Consider the following 21,111-nt stretch of genomic DNA (forward strand, 5'->3'; position numbering starts at 1 on the left):
TGTATTAAGGCTAATTTAAAAACTTCTCATGCAAAAATATAAATTTTTAGCATCTATGAATTTACAAAATGAAAAATATTTTGTGTTCAAAACCTAATTTATTTTTGTAAAATCTCTCTTTGTCCCTTGCTATCAGGCTGGCTTAAAAAGCCTTGATTGCTTAGTTCTTCTATGATATTAGCAGCTCGGTTATAGCCTATTTTAAGACGCCTTTGAAGATAAGAAATACTTGTTTTTCTATCTGCTAAGATGACAGCCTTCGCCTCTTCAAAAAGCTCGCCTAAATTGCTATCTTCACTTGAACTTAGACTTAAATTTGAAGCAGGGCTTTCATCTTTTAAAAAGCTCTCATCATAGTTTACCCCTTGTTGGGCCTTTAAAAACTCAACTATTTTTTCTATCTCAAGCTCACTTGCAAAAGGAGCGTGAAGCCGGACTAAATTACTAGTTCCAGGTGGTGTAAATAAGCAATCTCCTCTGCCAAGCAAGCTCTCAGCTCCCATAGTATCTAAGATTACCTTACTATCGATCTTTTGCCCCACCTTATAAGCTAAACGGCTTGGTAAATTTGCCTTGATAAGCCCTGTTACCACATCAACTGAGGGGCGTTGAGTCGCTACTATTAAATGTATCCCACTAGCCCTAGCCATTTGAGCCAAACGCCCTATGTAAAACTCAACATCCTTTCCTGCCGTCATCATTAAATCCGCTAGCTCATCGATAATCACCACGATAAAGGGCATTTGCTCTAAGCCTTGCTCCTTCATCTTTTCATTGTAATTTTCTATATTTTTAGTCTTTGCTTCAGCCATGAGTTTATAGCGGCGTTCCATTTCAGCGACCATATTTGAAAGAGCTGTTATAGCCTTTTTAGCCTCAGTAATCACTGGGGTTAGAAGATGAGGGATCTCATTGTAAATGCTAAATTCAAGCATTTTTGGATCTATCATCATCAAACGCAGATTTTTAGGGCTATTTCTATAAAGAAGGCTTAAAAGCATAGCATTAATGCCCACACTCTTACCACTTCCTGTTGTGCCAGCTATGAGTAAGTGGGGTAATTTTTTAAGATCACTTACAAAGGCATTTCCCACTATATCCTTGCCAAGTGCTATGGTAAGGGGGCTTTTTGCCTTTTTGAAGCTATCACTTTCTAAGATCTCTCTTAAATAAATGGTTTGAATTTGCTCATTTGGCACCTCAATGCCCACTACATCTTTGCCCGGAATTGGCGCTTGTATGCGTATGGATTTAGCCCTTAAAGCCATAGCTAAATCATCTTGTAAATTTAAAATACGGCTTACCTTTACATCAGCACTTGGACGAAATTCAAAGGTAGTTACCACAGGTCCTGTATAAGTGCTTATGACATCGCCTCCTATTTTGAAACGGCGAAGCTTTTCAAGTAAATCATAAATTTTTTTATCTATTTCTTGCTCATCAATTTCAGCCCTGTTTTCACTAGGCCTTAGTAAAAAATCAAGAGGAGGCAGGCTAAAATCCTTTGGCTTTTCAAGCTCTCCTTTTTCTATATCATCAAGCAAAGCTTTATTAGAGCTTAGCTCTTTTTGTATAATGCTGTGTTTAGGAGCTTTAATATCTTCATGATCAATGTTTTGAGGCTTGGGCTTTTTTTGAAATTCAGCTTGTAAATCCTGTAACTTTATAGTTTTTGGAGTGTAATTAATCTTATCAAGTTCTTCAACAATAGGGATAAAATCTTGCTCTTTTTCTGTATTTTCGATATGAAGTTCATGGATTTCGAAATTATCTTGATTTAAATTTGTTTCTTGTTCTTTTATATCCTCATTTTGATGAAGATTGATATTTGCTCTTTTATAACTTGGTTCATCAAAATTTTCTTTTCTAGAAAGTTCGAGTTTTATTTCATCTATATTTTTAGGTTTTAAGAAGCGAGGAGGTATGATGTCTGCAGCTGCTCTTTGCTCAAGTTCTTTTCTTTCAGCTTCTTTTTGAGCTTCAAGATCCTTACTTGCTTTCCTAATAAATTCTTGAAAAAAATCATCTTTTTGACTTGGTTTTTCCTCTTCTTTTTTTGTTTCTTTTATTTCTTCATTTAAAGCGTGATTTTTTTCCTCTTTTGGTTTTTGAAAAGGTATTTCTTCATCGCTTTCTTTCTTAATATTTTGTTCTTGGGCAACTTGAGAGTTTTCCTTTTCTTGCAAGAGTTCATCTTCTTTGATAGTAGGACTTGGAATTTTGGTTGTAAGCTCTTCTGTACTAACTTTTTCTCCACCAAAAAAGCTATATATTTTGTTTTTTATCATATTTTCAAATTGCAAAAAGCTAGCAAAATCAACTTTAATTCTAAAGACCTCATAAATGAAATTTGGGAAAAGTAAGACGATAGAAAAAAGCAAAAGTGCAAGTGAAATTAGACCACTTCCCACTCTTCCAAATATTGCTCCAAAAATCATATAAAAAAACTCGGGCAAATAACCTGCATTTTTTCCTAAAATAGCAAATAATATCATACTAGAAAGACAGCTTAAGCCTATGCCTAAGTACTCTCGTCTTGCAATTTTTTCAATCTTAAATCCCCTTTTGTAATATAAAAAATTAAGAGCAAAAAGAGCAAAAGGATAGTAAGATCCAAAATCTCCAAATACAAATTCATTAAATTTAAAAAACCAAGTTCCTAAAAATCCAACGCTTTCAGGCATTAAAGAAGCTAAACACAGATAAAAAATAATGAAATTAAAAACAATAAAGAGAGCTTGTTTTTTAATGGGATATCCTTTTTACGCAACTATATGAAAATGTTATTATATCTAAGTTTCTTAAAATTTAACTAAGTCCTGTTTGATAAAATTTCATCAATTTTCCTAGTTAAACTTAAAGAACTTAATTTGCTTTTAATTTATAAAATTTTATAATCTTGGTTTATAAATATTTAATAAGGATATTCATGGATATTTTAGATGAAATGCTTAGTCAAAGTCCAAAAGAAAAATTTATACAAATTTTACAAAATGGTAACGCTTTTGCTGTAGAAAAAGCTTTTGATGATTTTATTGCAGAGCATCTAGCCTTACTTGAGTTTTTTGAGCATAAGGGCATTGATGAGGAAGAATTTCAAAATTTCAAAATGCACAATCATGCCTTGATACAGGGTAGAAAAGACGATGTTTTTATTGATCTGGTCGCAAAGATTTTAACGCAAGAGGGCTGATTTGAAATTTATAGGTCTTTGTTTCTTTCTTGTTTTATTTTTAGAAGCAGCAACTCCTAGTTTTGAGCATATTTATGATTTTGAGCTTAAAAAAGATGAAAGAGCAAGTGTTGAAATTACCGAGCTTGGTTATGAAGACAGGAAACAAAATTTTGATTTTTATTGGACACTTTGGGATACTAATAAGATTATTATTCATAGCAAATACCGCAAATTTCCGCGTCAATTTGTGTTATCTTTAAAAAGAAATCTCAACTGGGCGACACAAACTCTCATTCCTGATTTTAAAAATCCGCATATTGATAGGGCAAGATTGATCTTAGAATTTAGTGATTTTAAGGAAGGAATGGCTAAATTTAGGGTTTATATCGAGGATAAGGATTCAAGATTGCAGGTTAATTTTCTTGATCCTAGAAAGCTTGAAAGCCCTTTAAAAGAGCCGCCTAAGAGCAATCAAACCGTGCCTATGATCAATTTTAACGAAAGCCAAGTGCCAAAACCAGCAAATTAAAGGACAAAAATTGCAAGAAGTAGATAAGATCATTTTAAATTTCATTGATGAACTTGATTATGAGGACGCAAAGTTGATGTTTTCACATATCAAATCTGGCAAAAAACTACGCACCAAACTCATCTTAAGCATAGCGAATTTAAAAAACCCAAGCGGTGCTACTTGGAATGAAATTTACAAGCTTTGTGCTATTGTCGAGCTTATTCATTTAGCAAGCTTGCTTCATGATGATGTCATTGATGAAGCGAGTTTAAGGCGTGGGGCAAAAAGCATTAATGCTGAATTTGGAGCAAAAAATGCCATTATGCTGGGCGATATTTTGTATTCTAAAGCCTTTTTTGAGCTTAGTTCTTTTGATAAAGAGCTTGCAAAAAGCATTTCAAATGCTGTTTTATGCCTTTCAAAAGGCGAATTGATGGACATAAATTTAAGCAAAAGTTTTAATTTGGATAAAGAAAAATACCTTAAAATGCTTTATTTTAAAACCGCCGTTTTGATCGAAGCAAGTGCAAAAAGTGCGGCCTTTTTGGTAGGGCTTGAGCCACAAGATTTTGCAGACTATGGCAAGAATTTGGGCTTAGCCTTTCAAATGGTTGATGATATTTTAGATATAAGAAGTGATGAAAAAACGCTTGGAAAACCTGCAATGAGCGATTTTAGGGAGGGAAAAACCACTCTTCCTTATATATTTTTATATCAAAAACTAGATGAAAATGATAAAATAAAACTTCAAAATTTATTTAAAAAAGAGCTAGATTCAACCCAGCTTGCTTGGCTAAGACAAAAGCTAAATTTAAGCCTAGATGAGAGCTTGCAAGAGGCTAAAAACTATGCAAATTTAGCCTTAAAAGCCATAGAAAAATATCAAAGTCCTTTTTTAAATGAAATCGTTAGTAAAATGGTAGATAGGGACTTTTAATGCATTATTTTTGTGTAAGCTGGACGCATAAAAACACGGATATTACCCTAAGAGAAAAGCTTTCTATCACTGATGAAGCACGCATAAAAGAGCTTTTAAGGCTCATAAATGCAAACTCAAGTATAGATGAAAGCTTTGTGCTTAGCACTTGCAATAGGATTGAAATTTTCGTTTATGCTAGCGAGCTTGAAAAAATCGCTGATTATATCGTCGCTTCTTTGTCCTTGTTGTGTGGTGTGGATAAGGAAGTTTTGTTTCAAAAGGCTGATTTTTTCGAAGATATTGGAGCTATTCATCATCTTTTTTCAGTAGCTAGCTCACTTGATAGTCTTGTTGTGGGTGAAACGCAAATTGCCGGACAGCTTAAAGATGCTTTTAATTTTGCCTATAAACAGCATTTTAGCGGGGTAAATCTTTGGCAGGCTATTCATTTTGCTTTTAAGTGCGCTGCAAGCATTCGAAACGAAACGCAAATTTCTAAAAATCCTGTCTCCATAGCCTCAGTTGCCGTTTCTAAGGCTAAGGAACTTCTTGATTTAAAAGATAAAGAAGCTGTAGTCATAGGAGCTGGGGAAATGGGAGAGCTTGCTTGCAAGCATTTGCTAAATTCAGGAGCTAAAATCTTACTTTTAAATAGAAATTTAGACAAGGCAAAAAACCTCGCCAAATGCCTAGGAGAACGCGTTAAAACAGCAGATATCAGTAGCTTAAAAGAATGCTTAAATCACTATGAGCTTTTTTTCTCAGCCACAAATTCGCTTCAGTGCATCATCACTGATGAGCTTTTGCAAAAAAGAGATTTTACGAGGTATTTTTTTGATATCGCTGTTCCAAGGGATATAAATTTAAGCGAGGATAAGAGTATTAAGGTCTTTTCAGTAGATGATCTTGAAGAAGTGGTGAGCAAAAATCTAGCTCTTAGGGAAAAACAAGCTCAAATTGCTTACAATATCATCAACACAATGACGAGCGATTTTTTCAAATACCTTAACGATCAGGCTTTAAATCCTATCATCAAGGCTTTACGCTTGAAAGCTAAGGATTGTGCGAACGCTCAGCTTGAAATCGCATTAAAAAAAGGTTATTTAAAAAAATCAGACGAAGAAGAAGCTAGAAAGCTTATACACCAAGTTTTCAAAGCCTTTTTACATGCCCCAACCAAAAAACTTAAAGCTTTGCAAGATCAAAGAGAGGTCATCTTAGATAGCCTGCGTTATGTTTTTGAGCTTGAGGACGAATTTGAGGATTTTGATGAGATAGTTTTGGAGAATGACAATGAAATTTAGCAAATTTTACGCACCGACAACAAAGGAAGCACCAAAAGATGCGAGCTTGCCAAGTCATATTTTTTTACTTCGTGCTGGATATATCGAGCAAATAGGCGCTGGACTTTATAATTTTTTACCTCTTGGAAAAAGGGTTTTAGATAAAATCACCGCCATTGTAAAAGATGAAATGGATAAGGCAGGTGCTTTGCAAACCAGCCTTAGCTTCGTAACGAGTGCAAATTTATGGCAAGAAAGTGGGCGTTATAATGTCTTTGGTAAGGAGCTTTTGCGTTTTAAGGATAGAAAAGAAAATGATTTTGTCCTAGGTCCAACGCACGAAGAAGCCATGCTTAGCATAGTAAAAAACAAAATCACAAGCTATAAGCAACTGCCCTTGCATTTGTATCAAATCGGTCTTAAATTCCGCGATGAGGCAAGACCTCGCTTTGGACTTTTAAGATGTCGTGAGTTTGTGATGAAAGACGGATACAGCTTTCATGCTGATGAGCAGGATTTAAGCCGTGAGTTTGAGCTTATGTTTGAAACTTATAGCAAAATTTTCACAAGGCTTGGGCTTGATTTTAGGGCTGTTGAGGCTGATAGTGGGGCTATTGGCGGAAGTGGAAGTAAAGAATTTATGGTTTTGGCACAAAATGGCGAAGATGACATTTTGATGTGTGAAAACTGCTCTTATGCTGCAAATATAGAAGCAGCTGTGCGTGCAAAAAGAATTTGTGATGATGAGCGTCCGCAGGCAAATTACGCGAGTAAATTTCACACGCCAAATATTAAAACCATTAAAGATTTAGCCGAGTTTTTTAAGATCAATGCTTTTTACACGATCAAAGCTGTTGTTAAAAAGGCGATTTATGAGGATAAAGAAAAGCTTGTGGTCTTTTTTGTAAGGGGCGATGATGAGCTTCAAACAACCAAAGCTTGCAATACTTGCAAGGCACTTGAGCTTGTTGATGCAAGTGAAGATGAGCTTTTAAAAGCTGGTTTGAAGCCCGGATTTATAGGATTTATCGGCTTAAAGGATCTTGATTTTTATGTGGATAAAGAGCTTGAAAATGAAAGGCAGATGATTTTAGGAGCAAACGAGACGGATTATCATCTAATAGGCATTGATGTGGTGAATTTAAATCAAGAAAGATTTAAAGACTTAGCCGAGGTAAGAGAAGGCGACACCTGCGTTAAATGCGGAGGCAAGCTTAAAAAAAACAAGGGCATAGAAGTAGGACATATCTTTAAGTTAGGGCAAAAATATTCAGCTGCTATGAATGCAAATTTCTTAGATGAAAACGGCAAAAGCAAGCCTTTTTACATGGGTTGTTATGGCATAGGCGTTTCTCGCTTGGTCGCAGTGGCTGTTGAGGCTAGCTTTGATGAAAGGGGCATTATCTGGAACAAAAACCTAGCACCTTTTAGCTTAGAGCTGATCCTTTCAAATCCTAAAGATGAACAAGCCCTTAAATTTGCTCATGAACTCTATGAAGAGCTTTGTAAAATAGGCATTGAAGTGCTTTTTGATGATAGAAATGAAAGATTTGGCGTGAAAATGAGCGAATTTGAGCTTTTGGGCTTTCCTTATGCCTTGCTTATAGGCAAGGGCTTTGAAAATAATGAGCTTGAATTTATCACTAGAAAAGGACTTCAAAAAGAGCTTTTAAGCTTTAAAAAAGATGAAATTCAAAGCCTAGCTAGTGCATTAAAGGCTAAGATTTTATGAGTTTTTACCGCTTTTCTTTGTTACCATTTTTTTTATTTGAACTTTTTATGAGTATTGCTTTTATATATGCTTTTGGCTTTGGAAATTTTTTGATTTTTCTTTTGATAAGTGTGGCTTTAGGTATGATTTTACTCGCCATTTTTTGGAAGAATATGCTCGAGTTTCAAATTCTAAGCCCTAAAGAAATGTTTGCACAATTTGGCTTTATCATTTGTGCTTTTTTATTTATTATTCCGGGCGTTTTAAGCTCTTTTGTGGCTTTTTTGATTTTGCTTTTTTGCTTGATTTTAAAATTTAAACCACAGCAAAAAGAAGCTTTTAAGGCAAACAACACTTCAAATTCTCAGCAAAAATACAAAGATGAAGAAATCATCGATGTAGAAATTATCAAGGATTAAATCATGAAAGAACTCATCATCGCGACTAGAAAAAGTGCTTTAGCCTTGTGGCAAAGTGAATTTATCAAAGAAAGTTTGCAAAAAGAGCATAAGAATTTAAAAATCACACTTGAAGGCTTTAAAACAAAAGGCGATGTGCTTTTAGATAGTCCTCTTGCAAAGATCGGCGGCAAGGGGCTTTTTACTAAGGAACTTGAAGAAAGTATGCTAAGAAATGAAGCTCAAATTGCTGTTCATAGCCTAAAAGATGTGCCAAGTTTTTTCCCAAAAGGACTTGTTTTAGCTGCTGTTTCTAAAAGAGAAGCAGTAAATGATGCAATGCTTAGCATGGAATTTCAAAGCTTAGCTTCCCTGCCAAAGGGTGCTAGAGTAGGCACGACAAGCCTTAGACGCAAAATGCAGCTTTTGCTTTTAAGACCTGATTTAAATATCATTTCTTTAAGGGGAAATGTTAATTCTCGCATTCAAAAGCTTAAAAATAAGGAATTTGAAGCGATTATTTTAGCGCGTGCTGGCATTAACCGCCTTAATCTTGACAAAGAAGTTAATTTCATCTATGATTTTAGCCTTGAAGAGATGATCCCTGCTGCTTCTCAAGGAGCTTTAGGCATAGAAAGCATTGATGAAGCTGAACTTTTAGGGCTTTTAAAATGCCTTGATGATGAGGCTACGAGGATAGAAACGCATATAGAAAGGCAGTTTATCGAGACCTTAGAGGGTGGTTGTCAAGTGCCAATTGGCATAAATGCGAGCTTAAAAGAAGATAAGATCAAGATAAGGGCTATTTTAGGACTTCCTGATGCGAGTGAGATTTTAAAAGATGAGCTTGTGATTTTGAAAAAGGACTATGAAAATGCGGGGCTAAATTTGGCTAACAAGCTCATTTCAAAGGGCGCAAAAGAGCTTTTAAAGAAAGCTGAGGCAATGCTATGAAACGCTTTATCAAAATTTTAAAAGCAAATAATTTGCTAAAAATCATCGAAGAGCCTGTAGATATCGATCTTGAAATCGCACATTTAGCTTACATAGAAGCAAAAAAGGGAGAAAACGGCAAAGCCTTGCTTTTTACCAAACCCATAAGCAAAAAAGAAAATAAAAACTATGAATTTCCCGTGCTTATGAACACTTTTTGCAATGAAAAAGCCCTAAATTTAGCCCTAACAAGATCTTATGAAGAGGTTGCAGATGAGATCAAACAGCTTAGCAAGCTTCATATCCCTCAAGGTTTAAAGGCTAAATTTGATTTTTTCAAAATGCTTTTAAGCCTTAAAAAAGCCCCTCCAAAAAGGCTAAATGGCAAGGGCGATTTTACTTTTAAAGAACTTAAAAGCCTTAATGAACTTCCTATTTTAAAGACTTGGGAAAAGGATGGGGGCAAATTTATCACTATGGGGCAAGTTTATACCAAAAGCCTTGATAATACGCAAAATAATCTTGGTATGTATCGCCTGCAAGTAAGCGGTGAAAACGAGCTTTTAATGCACTGGCAAATCCACAAAGACGGTGCAAATTTCTTTAACGAATACAAAAAAGCAGGACGCAAAATGCCTGTTAGCATAGCCATAGGAGGCGATCCGCTTTACATTTGGTGTTCGCAAGCTCCTTTGCCAAAGGGAATTTTTGAGCTTTTGCTCTTTGGCTTTATCAAAAAAACTCCCGCAAAGCTTGTAAAATGCGAAAGTAATGATATTTTCGTGCCAAAGGATAGTGATATCGTGATCGAGGGCTTTATCGATACGAATGAATTTAAGATCGAAGGACCTTTTGGCGATCATACAGGCTTTTACACGCCTGCTGAGCTTTTTCCTGTGATGAGGGTTGAAAAAATTTATGCTAAAAGAAATGCTATTTATCAAGCTACCGTCGTGGGTAAGCCACCTTTAGAAGATAAGATCATGGGACTTGGAACGGAGAGGATTTTTTTACCGCTTTTGCAAACTAGCGTTCCTGATTTGCTGGATTATAAAATGCCTGAAAACGGAGTCTTTCATAATCTTATCCTAGCTAAAATCGCACCCAAATACCCAGCTCATGCCCAGCAAATCATGCATGCTTTTTGGGGCGTTGGGCAAATGAGCTTTGTAAAACACGCCATTTTTGTTGATGAGAAAGCACCAAATTTAAACGATTATGAAGCTTTAATCCCTTATATTTTAGATCGTTTTAAACCCTCAAATTTGCTCATTACAAGCGGAATTTGCGATCAGCTTGATCATGCCTCTCCAAATGCTTGTTTTGGTGGTAAGGCTGGACTTGATGCAAGTGGGGAAAAAAGTAGCGAGGATATAGATAAAATCAGCGACAAAGCCTTGTTTGAGCTTTTTAGCTCAAAGCTTGAGATCAAAGCCTTAAAGCAGTTTTATCCTGAGAGCAAAGCTCCTATAACTTGCATTTTGCTAGATAAAAAAGAAAAGATAAAAACAAGTTTTGAAAAATTGCTTGAGTTTAAAAAGCATTTTAAAATTTTGGTATTTTTAGACAGCACAAACTGCCTTGAAAATCCTTACATGCTTGTTTGGCGTGTGGTAAATAATATCGATGCGCAAAGAGATATTTTTATTAGTGAGCATTGTGTGGGCATTGATGCGAGTGCAAAAGGCGAGCTTGAGGGTTATACTAGGACTTGGCCCTTGCAAACTGATTGCACAAAAAGCGTGATTGATGATCTTATCTTGCGTAATATCTTAGAAAAAGATCCCATACTTTTTAAGAAATTTGAGCTTTATTAATTTTTTATATTCTTGATAACAAACAAAAATTTATAAATGTTTTTGTTTGTTTTTAAATTTAGGAATGTTTTTTGCTTGTAAGCAAATGAGTATTTTTTTATAAAAAATATAAAAAAGACTTCATTATTTTTAAGTTTAGTCGATTTGCATTTTAGAAACCATATTAGAAAGGATTTTAAGATGGAAATGAAAATTAACGCGTTAAACATAAATTCTTCTATCCCTACGCAAAATACTAGCGTGGATAGTAGTGGAGTAAAGCCTACTCAAGAAAGTTCTTTGAGTGAGGGTAATAAAGATTCTTCCAGAGTTTCAGGGATTGGTAATGCTCAGGAAGATCTTAGCTCAAGCGAGCAACTTGAGGAGTTAAGCCAAAAGCTTAATGAGCAAATGAAGTCTTTGCAAGCAAACATTAGTTTTAGCTTTAGTAGCGAGCTTAATGGCTTGTATATTAAGGTAACTGATAATGAAACAGGAGATGTTATCCGTCAAATACCAAGCGAAGAAGCTATAAGACTTCAAGAGTATTTTAAAAACGCTGTGGGTTTATTATTTAATCAGGAGAGTTAAGATGGCATTGGGACAATTAGGAAGCTTAGGTTTAGGCTCAAATGTTTTAACACAAGACACTTTAGAGAAGTTAAAAAAAGCTGAAGAATCTTCACAGCTTAATCTTTATACAACGAGCATTGAAAAAAATACAGCTAAGCAAAAAGCTTTGACTGAACTCAAGACCAAGCTTTCTGCCTTTCAAACTCAGGTTAAGACACTTGGAGATTCTACAGCCTTTTCAAAAAGAAGTGTTACTGCAAGTGTAACGGGTGATAGTGCTGCTGCTTCGCTCACTGCAAGTAGTGGTGTTGCTTTACAAAATGTAAGTGTAAGTGTAAGTCAAATTGCCGAAAAAGATGTTTTTCAAAGTAAGGGCATCAAAGCAGGAACAGAACTTGTGCTAGCTCAGAGTCAAAATGCAGGTAAATTTACACTTACGCAAGGTAGTAAGACATATACAATTAGTGTTGATTCAAATACTACCTTTCAGGATTTGGCTGAGAGGATTGCTACAGCAAGTAATGGGGATATTCAAGCAAAGATTATCAATACAGGAGAAGCTGATACACCTTATCGCTTAACGATTTCGAGTAAAAATACAGGAACTGATAGTGCCATTAGTTTTACTGATGATGATAACATACTTCAAAATGCTCTAGGTTGGAGTTTTAAAACCGATGATTTTGCAAAGGATAGCTTTTCGGGTTTTAGTGTTGCAAATGGCACAAATAAGGTCGCAAATTTAAGTGATCCTTTGGGTTCTGATATTAAATTTACACTTTTTGCGGATAATCAAACTTATGAGATTTCAGCTACAGCAAATGAAACTTATCAAGATCTTATCGATAGGGTTAATCAAACAACAAATGGTAAGGTAAAGCTTAATTATTCAAGTTCAGATCAAACTATGAGTTTTAGTGGCTCTGCTAAGATCTTTGAAGGAACTTTAGATACCGCTAGTAATACTTATAAAAACGATAGTGCCACAGGTAACTTTTTTGCAAATACACTTGGTATGAAGGTGTCAAAGAATTATTCTTTAGATGATGCAAACAATGATTTTCATATCAAGCATGCTAGAAATGCCGAATTTACCCTTGATGGTATTAAAATGGTGCGTCAAAGCAATGAAGTTAAAGACATTGGAGCAGGTCTTGCTCTTACTTTGAAGAAGACAGGAGATATTAACTTTGATGTAAAGCAAGATACTGAGGGCATTAGTTCAGCAATGGAAGAGCTTGCAACTGCATACAATGACTTAATGACGACACTAGATACTTACACTAAATATGATACTGATACTAAGGTGGCTGGAGATTTGCAAGGTGTTAGTCAGGTTACTAGTATAAGATCGACTATTATTAACTCAATTTTTCAAACCCAGTCTATTGAAGGAAGCGTTAAAGATGATAATGATAAAACTTCAACAGCTATGGTTATGGTTTCTTTGCAGGATTTTGGATTGACGCTAAATGAGTCAGGCACTATGTCCTTTAGCAAAAGTAAATTTGATACAAAAATATCAGATGATATCGATTTTGCTGAGAAATTCTTTGCAGGGGTTAGTGGCTTTGAGGATATCAATGTTGTAAGTAAATCTGTCAAGCTTGATACAGATGTGGACTTCACAGGAAAAGAATTTAAGATCGTTTTTAATGATAAAACCTATGATTTGAGTAAGACAAAAGATGGACAAGATTTTGTTCTTAGTGGAAAAGACGCTGCAGAAAGGGCAAGAAATTTACTTGATCATATCAATAGTTTTCAAATTGAAGATTTAAAGGTTAAGATCCAAGAAGTTAATATGGGAACAAATGGTACAGAATATTTGCTTAAATTTAACAGCGATAATGGATCTGATTTTGAAATCAAGGGTGATAAAACAAGTTTAGAGGCGATAGGCTTAGAAGAAAAGAAAGTTACTCCAAGTCTTGAAGAGGGAACAGGTGTTTTTGCAAGTCTTGCAACTATTCTTGATGGTATGACAAGTACAAGATCAAATAAAGAGGGAAGCTTAACTCTTTTAGATAAACAGATCACAAGCGAGCTTAAGTCTTTAAATGAAACGAAGAAAAAGACTCAAGAGCGTATTGATGCAAGATATGAAAGTATGGAGTTGCAATGGTTGCAGTATGATTTGATCATTTCTAAGCTTAAAACTCAAAGCAATACGATCACTCAAATGATCAATGCAGCAAATAACAACAATAATTAAGATTGCAAGGAAAGGTAACACATGAATAATTTAGCTTATAATGCTTACTCAGAAAATCAAGCAGGTATAGAGTCCCCTGAAAAGCTTATAGAAATGCTCTATGAGGGGCTTTTAAGATTTTGTTCTAGGATTAAGATTTATATTAGAAATGAAGACATAGAACAAAGAGTGTATTATGTAAAAAGAGCAACAGCTATTTTTATCGAGCTTATTAATAGTCTTGATTATGAAAAAGGTGGCGATGTTGCTCATTATCTTAGTGGACTTTATACAAGGGAAATTCAACTTCTTTCTTTGGCAAATTTAGAAAATAATGAAGCTAGAGTAGATGAGGTCATCAATGTTGTAAAAGGTTTATTGGAAGCTTGGAGAGAGGTTCATCAAGATGGCAAATTGGCTCAGTGAATTTAAACTTGCTTTGATTGAAGAAGATATTGCAAAAATAGAGCTTTTGCTTGATAAGCCAGAATATAGTCAAAATGATGTTGGCGAGCTTATCCAAGCTAAGAGCTTGATTGATGAGGCAAACAGACTTATCTCAAATAAAAAAAATACTCTAGCTACAGAAATGCAAAAAGCAAAGAGAGCAAAAGAGTATACAAGGATTTGACCAAGATTTATCTTTGGTTGTTAAATTTTTTTTCTTTCATAAATTTTTCTTAACTTCATATCAAGTATAAAACATACTCTAAATAATGCTGGCACGACAAGTAGAGTAAGTAAGGTCGAGCTAATAAGCCCAAAAATCACAGCTATAGCCATAGGCGAGTTTCCCTCATAGCCTGAACCTCTTGAAAGAGCAAGAGGAAGCATAGCAAAAATCATCGCACAAGTTGTCATTAAAATAGCCCTAAGTCTTGCCTTGCCTGCTTCAATCAAGGCTTCATCAACATCAAGTCCCTCATGGCATTTTGTATTAGCAACATCAACAAGCAAAATCGCATTTTTACCCACCATTCCAAAGAGCAAGATCACAGCCACGAGGACAAATAAAGAAAAATTATTTCCCGTGATAAAAAGTCCAAAACAAGTGCCTGCAAAGGCTAGAGGCATGGTTAGCATGATGATAAGCGGTAAGATAAAGCTTTCATAAAGGGCGGCTAAAACAAGATAGATTAACAAAAAGCCAAGTCCTATAGCCACTGCAAAGCCACTGATCGTTTCTCCAAGTAAATTTATAAAGCCTGAAAAGGCATAAGAAATGCCAGCTTTTTGACCTGTTATTTGGTTGATATGATCAAGGATATAGTTTTGCACTTCGCCTAAAGAAATTCCATCATTGCTTGCAGTAACCTTTATAGCTGTGTTTTTGTTATAGCGGTTGATCCTTGCTAAGTTTTCTTGATAGCTAAAATCCACAACACTTGCTAGATCAAGGATTAAACCCTCATTATTTTTGATTTGAATCCTTTTTAAAGCCTCTATATCTTTTTTATACTCTTTATCAAAACTTAAGATGATATCATCCTTGCTTGATCCTTGGTCTATCGAACCTACGCTAAGTTCTCCAAAAGAGTAGGCTAAGACCCCAGCTACATACTCGGCATTGACATTAAATTTCTTTATTTTTTCTTTATTAAGATAAACTCCAACCTCTGTTTTGAGCGAATTTCCATTATCATCAATGCCTACTATTTGAGGATTTTGTGCAAGAAGTTCTTTTGCTCTTGTTGCAGCTTGTAAGACCTCGTTTAAATCATCTCCTAAAACCATGAATTGCACAGGTTCATCAACCCCAGCACCACTAAATTTTGGAAGCTCTAAAACCTTAGACTTTAAAGAGCTACTTTTTAGTTTTTCTCTATATTCAGCGACGATCTCGGTTTGCCTTTGATCTCGGTATTTTAGGCTTTTTAGCTTAACATAAATTTTAGCCTTTTTACTTTCTTTGGCATCATCATAACCCACAAGCAAGTAAGCATAATCCACCCTTTCATCGTTTTTAACCTGCTTTAAGACATTAAGGGAATTTCTTTGCATTTGCTCTAAGCTCACATCTTCTTTATTTTCAAGTAAAATTTGAAACTCGCTGTCATCTTCCATAGGCAAAAAATCAAGCCCGATTCTTGTGGCTAAAAAAAAGCAAACTAAAACTATGGCAAAGCTTGTGATGATAAATTTAAGCTTATTTTGCAAAATTTGAAGCAAAAGCCTTTGATAAAAGGCTTCTATCTTTTCGAAATATTTTTCAGTTTTATGATAAAAAGCTCCCTCTTTGGCATTAAAAAACCTAGCACTTAAGCTAGGGATCAAAAATACAGCAACCAAGAAACTTACAACAACTCCTGAGGCTACGCTGATTCCTAAAGCATTAAAAAATAGCCCCGGAACAGAGTTCATATAAGAAATAGGGATAAAAACACAAAGCAAGACTATAGATATGCTTAAAACACTAAAACCTATCTCATTTATCCCCTCAAAGGTTGCTTGCAAAGGAGGTAAGGTTTTGGCTTTTTTAGCGATATTTTCTATCACCACGATAGCATCATCAACAAAGATCCCAATGCTCAGTGTCAAGGCTATGAAAGTAAGGCGGTTTAGATCAAAACCAAGCAAATCAATGATAAAAAATGTGGAGATGATCGAGCAAGGTATGGCGATAAAAGCGATGATGGTTGCACTTAAATTTCTTAAAAATAAAAACACTATCACAACCGTTAAAAAAATCCCCACAAACATATCTTCGATAACTTGTATAAGGTGTTTTGAGATATTTTCACTTTTATCAAAGGCAATGCTAAGTTCTATATCTTCTCCGCCAAGTTTTTTAAGCTCCTCTAAATTTGCTTTGACATTTTTAATCGTGCTAAGAGCATTGTATCCGCTGATATTTCCTACTTCTAAAAGCACACCTGAATAATCCAAAAGTGCAGCTTGCTTTTGATCTTCTAGTCCTTGAGAAATTTCAGCAATATCACTTAAAAATACCCCAGCTATAATCCTTAAATTTTTTAGTTCTTCTATGGAATTTGCTTCAAAATAGCCCTTGATAAGATAATGATCTTGAGAGTTTTCAAGCTCTCCTAGGGCTTGTTTGAAGTTTTGATTTTTGATGATATTTGAAACTTCAAGAGCGTTTAAGTGGTATTTTTCAAGTAAATTTGGATCAAGTTTGATGCGAATTTGAGGTTTTAAAAAGCCTATGGTTTCTACCTTGCCCACACCTTTTATTCTTTGTAAAAAAGGTTTTATTTTATCATCGATCTTTCTCATCAAATTAAGATCGTTTTTGCTTTTAGAATGCACAAAAAGACTGATGACAGCCCCAGCATCAGAGGCTACTTTTTCAATCTTTGGCTTAGCAGCCAAGCTTAAGGTTCCTATCTTATCACGAACATCATTTGCTGCAACTTCTAAGTTTTTATCAAGGTTAAACTCAACCACGGTTACTGCGAAATTATCATAACTTGCAGAATTTATATTTTTAATACCATCAATTTCTGCTAGAGCATTTTCTACTTCTTTGGTGATTTTTGATTGTATGAAGCTAAGATCCCCATTTGCTACTGTGCTGATTTTTACTAAGGGAATGCTTACATTTGGATATAAATTTACAGGCATTGAAAAGGCTGAAATCAGTCCAAAAATAGCCAAAGCTAAGAAAAACATTAGGGTTGTTATGGGGCGATTGATGGCGATTTTATACATGTTTTATTCCGTTATGATCTTGCCCTCACCAAAGCTTCCGGGCATAAGTGCGTTTGTTCTTACTTCAGCGTAAATTTTTCTTGTTTTAAGATCAATGCTTGGATAAACAAGGGTGATTTTTGCTTGTTTTTCTTCGTTACTTCCGTCTATTTTATAGATATAAGTTTGCCCAACCTTGACCTTGTCTTTGTATTTTTCATCAAAGCTAAGTACAAGTTTTACTTCAGGATAGGAAAAAATTTCCATTAGGGGTTGATTAACCCCTGCAACGCCTTGTCCTATATCAGTGAATTTATTTGCGATGATACCATCATATGGGGCTTTGAGATTTTTTTTGTCAAGGATAAGCTCGGAACGCTCTACATTGATTTTTGCTTGTGCGAGCTTGAGTTCGCTTTGTTTAAACTGAGTTTGTATATCTTCAAAACTTTGTTTATCAATGACACTTTGCACTTGCTTAAATTTATCCATACGGCTTTTGCTGTTTTCATAGGCTATGAGTGCAAGTTCGTATTCGTTTTTGGCATTTTTAAGGGCAATGAGTTCGTTTTGATTATCTAAAGAAAGTAAGATATCGCCTTTTTTTACTTGTTGAGAAATTTCTACATTGATTTTACTTACCACACCCGGAACTTCAAGGGCTAGCTTGCTTTGGTTGATAGCAAAAACATCAAAACTTGCATAAATTTCTTCAGCCTTTAAACTCAAAAGAGCTAACATGAGCAAGATAATTTTCTTCATTTTTTAATCCTCTCCTTTATGTCTATACCTGCGGTAAAATAATACTCAGCCTTAGCGATTTCAAGCTGATTTTTGGCAAGTTCAAGATCAGCATTTGCCTTAAATTTATCATCAAGAGCCTTAAGATAGTCATTGTAAGAGCTTAGCCCTGTGGAGTATTTTGTATTTATACTTTCAAAGGCTAAATTTGCTGCTTCTAAGGCAAGTTCAAGGGCATTTACCTGCTCTTTTAAAACCTCAAGTTCTTTAAATTTATATTCAAGTTCAAGCTTGTTTTGTCTTTCTTTGTAGTCAAAATTAAGCTTTTGAATTTGCATTTCTATGCGTTCTGCTTCAAATTTTTGTCTTCTTTCAAAAAAGCCAAAAAATCTCCATTCTAAGCCTATGATAAATTGATTTGACTGGGCTTTTTTGGGCATGTATTGATTAAGATAAGGATCTAAGACAGGAGACAAAATGGGTGGCATATCTAAGGCATAGCGGTTTTTGTAAAAGGTATAAGAATCTTGAATGAAAAATGTTGGGATATAGCTTGATTTTACCTGATCAAAGCTTGCTTTAGCAAAGTTTACTTGCCTTTTTGCAATGGATACTTCAAGACTTTTGCTTTGTTCTTGCTTAGGATCTTGCAAGCTTGCCTCGCCCTCAGGAGTAAAGCTTTGCTTGCTTAGTTTTTGAAGTTCTTTTTGAATTTCAAGTTTTTTGAGTTTATTTTGAGAAAGTTCAAGATGAACGAGGTGGTATTTTGCCTTAATGCTTTGTAGCTCCTCTTTGGAGCTTAAACCAACTTCGTAAAAATCTTGTATTCTTTTAAGCGTGTCGGCTAAAAATTTTTCTTTTTGCTCACTTGAAAAAATGAGATTTTGCAGACTTTGATAGTTGAAAAATAAGGTCGTAGCATTTAGGGCAAGATAGTTTTTTCTTAGTTCTTTATTTAGTTTTGCAAGCTCTAAGGCTTCTTTGTAGTATCTTATCCTTGCTTCTCTTTTTCCTCCATCATAAAGGATAAGCTTAAGATTAAATTTAGCAAAAGCACTTTCTCTTGGATCAGTGATGAAGCGATCTTTGTCGTTGGATACATAAGCACTTTGAAGACTAAGTTCTGGCAGATAAGCTGCATAAGAAAGCAAGCTTTGTTTATTTGCTTGCTCGGTATAAAGCTCTGCTGTGAGGTATTCTTCATTGTTTAAGCTTAGATCAATGAGTGTAGTAAGATTGCTATTTGCTAGCAAACTTAGGGGAAACAAAAAAGCTAAAATCTTTTTCATCAACACTCACTCTTAAATTTTTAATTTGAAGTGTAACACATTTTAGCTCTAAAAAAAATAAATTTAAATTTTTCATTTGATTTTAAAACAAAGTTTTGCTAGAATTTTACCCTTTAAATTATCAAGGAAAAAAGTGAAAAATATAAGAAATTTTAGCATAATAGCTCATATTGATCATGGTAAATCAACCTTAGCTGATAGGATTATAGCTGAGTGTGGGGCCATAAGTGAAAGACAAATGCAAGCTCAAGTTATGGATACTATGGATATAGAAAAGGAAAGAGGCATTACTATAAAGGCTCAATCAGTTCGCCTTGAATATAAATTTAATAATGAAAATTTTATCCTAAATTTAATCGACACCCCAGGACATGTGGATTTTTCTTATGAGGTAAGCCGTTCTTTGGCAAGTTGTGAAGGAGCCTTGCTTGTTGTTGATGCAAGTCAGGGCGTTGAGGCTCAAAGCATAGCCAATGTTTATATAGCCCTTGAAAATAATCTTGAAATTATCCCTGTGATCAACAAAATAGACCTGCCCTCAGCTGATACCCAAAAGGTTAAGCACGAAATAGAGCATATCATAGGCATTGATTGTAGCGAGGCACTTTTAGTTAGTGCTAAAACAGGTCAAGGCATAAAAGAGCTTCTTCAAGCCATTATCAAAAAAATACCAGCTCCAAAGAGCGATTTAAACGCTCCTTGTAAGGCTTTGATTTATGATTCTTGGTTTGATAGTTATTTAGGCGCACTAGCTTTGATACGCCTTTTTGATGGCGAAATTTGCAAAAATGACGAGGTTTTGATCATGGGAGCAAATGAAAAACACCTTGTGCAAGATTTGCTTTACCCTCACCCTTTAAGCCCTATAAAAACAAACAAAATAAGTGCAGGAGAAATAGCCATAGTGGTGCTTGGGCTAAAAAGCATAGCAAATTTACAAGTGGGCGATACGATAACTTTAAGTAAAAATAAAGCAAAAGAAGCCATTAAGGGCTTTGAAAAGGCTAAGGCCTTTGTTTTTGCTGGGCTTTACCCCATAGAAACTGATAAATTTGAGGATTTAAGGGACGCTTTGGATAAGCTTAAGCTTAATGATAGTTCCATAACTTACGAGCCTGAAACCTCCCTAGCTCTTGGCTTTGGCTTTAGGGTGGGCTTTTTGGGGCTTTTGCATATGGAGGTCATTAAGGAGCGTTTGGAAAGGGAATTTAATCTTGATTTGATAGCCACTGCTCCAACTGTTACTTATGAGGTTTATCAAACGGACGGGCAGGTTTTAAAGATTCAAAATCCAAGCGAATTACCTCCTGTAAATAAAATAGATCACATCAAAGAACCATTTGTAAAGGCTACTATCATTACTCCAAGCGAGTTTTTGGGGAATTTAATCACTTTGCTAAATCGCAAAAGAGGTATTCAGCTTAAGATGGATTATATTACGCCCGAGCGCGTCTTGCTAGAGTATGAACTGCCCTTAAATGAGATAGTCATGGACTTTTATGATAAGCTTAAAAGTCTTACAAGAGGCTATGCTAGCTTTGATTACGAGCCAAGCGAATTTAAGGTGGGATCTCTTGTAAAGCTTGATATAAAGGTAGCTGGAGAAAATGTCGATGCACTAAGCATTATAGTGCCAAATGAAAAGGCTTTAGCTAAGGGAAGAGAGCTTGTAAAGGCGATGAAAGAAATAGTGCCTAGACAGCTTTTTGAAGTGGCTATTCAAGCTAGTATAGGTTCAAAAATAATAGCCCGCGAAACTATTAAATCAATGGGTAAAAATGTAACCGCAAAATGTTATGGAGGCGATATCACAAGAAAAAGAAAGCTTTTAGAAAAGCAAAAAGAGGGCAAAAAAAGAATGAAAGCCATAGGCAAGGTTCATTTGCCCCAAGAAGCCTTTTTATCTGTGCTTAAAATTGATTAAATTTAAAAATTTTTAA

Annotated in this window: 16 protein-coding genes and 1 pseudogene; 13 read left to right on the plus strand and 4 right to left on the minus strand. The window is 35.1% G+C overall.

The window, feature by feature from the left end; translation table 11 throughout:
* Positions 1-98: 98 nt before the first annotated feature.
* A pseudogene (locus DMB92_RS05465) lies at positions 99-1,931 on the minus strand (DNA translocase FtsK); the annotation flags it as partial.
* A gap of 998 nt (positions 1,932-2,929) precedes the next feature.
* Here DMB92_RS05465 and DMB92_RS05470 point away from each other — a divergent pair.
* From DMB92_RS05470 to DMB92_RS05525, 12 genes are all read left to right on the plus strand, one after another.
* Positions 2,930-3,193 (plus strand): DUF2018 family protein, encoded by a 264-nt coding sequence (locus DMB92_RS05470; protein WP_142682054.1) that lies wholly within the window; start codon positions 2,930-2,932, stop codon positions 3,191-3,193.
* Between the two features lie 70 nt (positions 3,194-3,263).
* Positions 3,264-3,704 (plus strand): exporting protein, encoded by a 441-nt coding sequence (locus DMB92_RS05475; RefSeq protein WP_409513397.1) that lies wholly within the window; start codon positions 3,264-3,266, stop codon positions 3,702-3,704.
* A 10-nt stretch (positions 3,705-3,714) separates the two neighbouring features.
* Complete coding sequence (locus DMB92_RS05480) at positions 3,715-4,623, plus strand: polyprenyl synthetase family protein (RefSeq protein WP_142682056.1); 909 nt, start codon at positions 3,715-3,717, stop codon at positions 4,621-4,623.
* Positions 4,623-5,909, plus strand: a complete 1,287-nt coding sequence (gene hemA, locus DMB92_RS05485) for a glutamyl-tRNA reductase (protein WP_142682057.1) — start codon at positions 4,623-4,625, stop codon at positions 5,907-5,909. Before DMB92_RS05480 ends, hemA begins: the two co-directional genes overlap by 1 nt.
* Entirely contained in the window at positions 5,899-7,620 is a 1,722-nt protein-coding gene (locus DMB92_RS05490) for a proline--tRNA ligase (RefSeq protein WP_142682058.1), read from the plus strand. Before hemA ends, DMB92_RS05490 begins: the two co-directional genes overlap by 11 nt.
* Positions 7,617-8,018, plus strand: a complete 402-nt coding sequence (locus tag DMB92_RS05495) for an integral memnbrane protein (protein WP_185900168.1) — start codon at positions 7,617-7,619, stop codon at positions 8,016-8,018. The genes DMB92_RS05490 and DMB92_RS05495 overlap by 4 nt, the downstream gene beginning before the upstream one ends.
* Before the next feature lie 3 nt (positions 8,019-8,021).
* A complete protein-coding gene (gene hemC, locus DMB92_RS05500; RefSeq protein WP_142682059.1) occupies positions 8,022-8,951 on the plus strand; it encodes a hydroxymethylbilane synthase in 930 nt (309 codons plus the stop codon).
* On the plus strand, positions 8,948-10,747 hold the full coding sequence (locus tag DMB92_RS05505; RefSeq protein ID WP_142682060.1) for a menaquinone biosynthesis decarboxylase: 1,800 nt from the start codon (positions 8,948-8,950) through the stop codon (positions 10,745-10,747). The genes hemC and DMB92_RS05505 overlap by 4 nt, the downstream gene beginning before the upstream one ends.
* Positions 10,748-10,927: 180 nt before the next feature.
* Positions 10,928-11,317, plus strand: a complete 390-nt coding sequence (locus tag DMB92_RS05510; protein ID WP_142682061.1) for a flagellar protein FlaG — start codon at positions 10,928-10,930, stop codon at positions 11,315-11,317.
* A 1-nt stretch (position 11,318) separates the two neighbouring features.
* Entirely contained in the window at positions 11,319-13,514 is a 2,196-nt protein-coding gene (fliD, locus tag DMB92_RS05515; RefSeq protein WP_142682062.1) for a flagellar filament capping protein FliD, read from the plus strand.
* A gap of 21 nt (positions 13,515-13,535) precedes the next feature.
* Positions 13,536-13,919, plus strand: coding sequence for a flagellar export chaperone FliS (fliS, locus tag DMB92_RS05520; protein ID WP_142682063.1), 384 nt, complete (start codon positions 13,536-13,538; stop codon positions 13,917-13,919).
* The gene (locus tag DMB92_RS05525; RefSeq protein ID WP_142682064.1) at positions 13,900-14,124 is read left to right on the plus strand and encodes a hypothetical protein; all 225 of its coding nucleotides are present in this window, start codon (positions 13,900-13,902) and stop codon (positions 14,122-14,124) included. The genes fliS and DMB92_RS05525 overlap by 20 nt, the downstream gene beginning before the upstream one ends.
* 20 nt (positions 14,125-14,144) lie before the next feature.
* Here the strand turns inward: DMB92_RS05525 and DMB92_RS05530 are convergent, their stop codons facing one another.
* From DMB92_RS05530 to DMB92_RS05540, 3 genes are read right to left on the minus strand one after another with little or no spacing between them, the layout of a single operon-like run.
* Positions 14,145-17,162 carry an efflux RND transporter permease subunit gene (locus DMB92_RS05530; RefSeq protein ID WP_142682065.1) on the minus strand — a complete coding sequence of 1,006 codons (3,018 nt, stop codon included), beginning with the start codon at positions 17,160-17,162 and terminating at the stop codon, positions 14,145-14,147.
* A 3-nt stretch (positions 17,163-17,165) separates the two neighbouring features.
* Positions 17,166-17,903, minus strand: coding sequence for an efflux RND transporter periplasmic adaptor subunit (locus DMB92_RS05535; protein WP_142682066.1), 738 nt, complete (start codon positions 17,901-17,903; stop codon positions 17,166-17,168).
* Complete coding sequence (locus DMB92_RS05540; protein WP_142682067.1) at positions 17,900-19,171, minus strand: TolC family protein; 1,272 nt, start codon at positions 19,169-19,171, stop codon at positions 17,900-17,902. The genes DMB92_RS05535 and DMB92_RS05540 overlap by 4 nt, the downstream gene beginning before the upstream one ends.
* 133 nt (positions 19,172-19,304) lie before the next feature.
* On the opposite strand from DMB92_RS05540, the gene lepA reads away from it, so the two are divergent.
* Complete coding sequence (gene lepA, locus DMB92_RS05545; RefSeq protein WP_142682068.1) at positions 19,305-21,095, plus strand: translation elongation factor 4; 1,791 nt, start codon at positions 19,305-19,307, stop codon at positions 21,093-21,095.
* The last annotated feature ends 16 nt before the right edge of the window (positions 21,096-21,111 follow it).

This window comes from Campylobacter sp. MIT 99-7217 (genome assembly GCF_006864365.1).
Lineage (GTDB): Bacteria > Campylobacterota > Campylobacteria > Campylobacterales > Campylobacteraceae > Campylobacter_D.

What these genes read in the sequence shown, in the direction of transcription:
- hemC (WP_142682059.1), top strand. Translation starts at nt 8,022, where the DNA reads ATGAAAGAACTCATCATCGCGACTAGAAAAAGTGCTTTAGCCTTGTGG.
- fliD (WP_142682062.1), top strand. Translation starts at nt 11,319, where the DNA reads ATGGCATTGGGACAATTAGGAAGCTTAGGTTTAGGCTCAAATGTTTTA.
- DMB92_RS05490 (WP_142682058.1), top strand. Translation starts at nt 5,899, where the DNA reads ATGAAATTTAGCAAATTTTACGCACCGACAACAAAGGAAGCACCAAAA.
- DMB92_RS05540 (WP_142682067.1), bottom strand. Translation starts at nt 19,171, where the DNA reads ATGAAAAAGATTTTAGCTTTTTTGTTTCCCCTAAGTTTGCTAGCAAAT.
- DMB92_RS05495 (WP_185900168.1), top strand. Translation starts at nt 7,617, where the DNA reads ATGAGTTTTTACCGCTTTTCTTTGTTACCATTTTTTTTATTTGAACTT.
- DMB92_RS05535 (WP_142682066.1), bottom strand. Translation starts at nt 17,903, where the DNA reads ATGAAGAAAATTATCTTGCTCATGTTAGCTCTTTTGAGTTTAAAGGCT.
- fliS (WP_142682063.1), top strand. Translation starts at nt 13,536, where the DNA reads ATGAATAATTTAGCTTATAATGCTTACTCAGAAAATCAAGCAGGTATA.
- DMB92_RS05525 (WP_142682064.1), top strand. Translation starts at nt 13,900, where the DNA reads ATGGCAAATTGGCTCAGTGAATTTAAACTTGCTTTGATTGAAGAAGAT.
- DMB92_RS05505 (WP_142682060.1), top strand. Translation starts at nt 8,948, where the DNA reads ATGAAACGCTTTATCAAAATTTTAAAAGCAAATAATTTGCTAAAAATC.
- DMB92_RS05470 (WP_142682054.1), top strand. Translation starts at nt 2,930, where the DNA reads ATGGATATTTTAGATGAAATGCTTAGTCAAAGTCCAAAAGAAAAATTT.
- DMB92_RS05510 (WP_142682061.1), top strand. Translation starts at nt 10,928, where the DNA reads ATGGAAATGAAAATTAACGCGTTAAACATAAATTCTTCTATCCCTACG.
- hemA (WP_142682057.1), top strand. Translation starts at nt 4,623, where the DNA reads ATGCATTATTTTTGTGTAAGCTGGACGCATAAAAACACGGATATTACC.
- DMB92_RS05530 (WP_142682065.1), bottom strand. Translation starts at nt 17,162, where the DNA reads ATGTATAAAATCGCCATCAATCGCCCCATAACAACCCTAATGTTTTTC.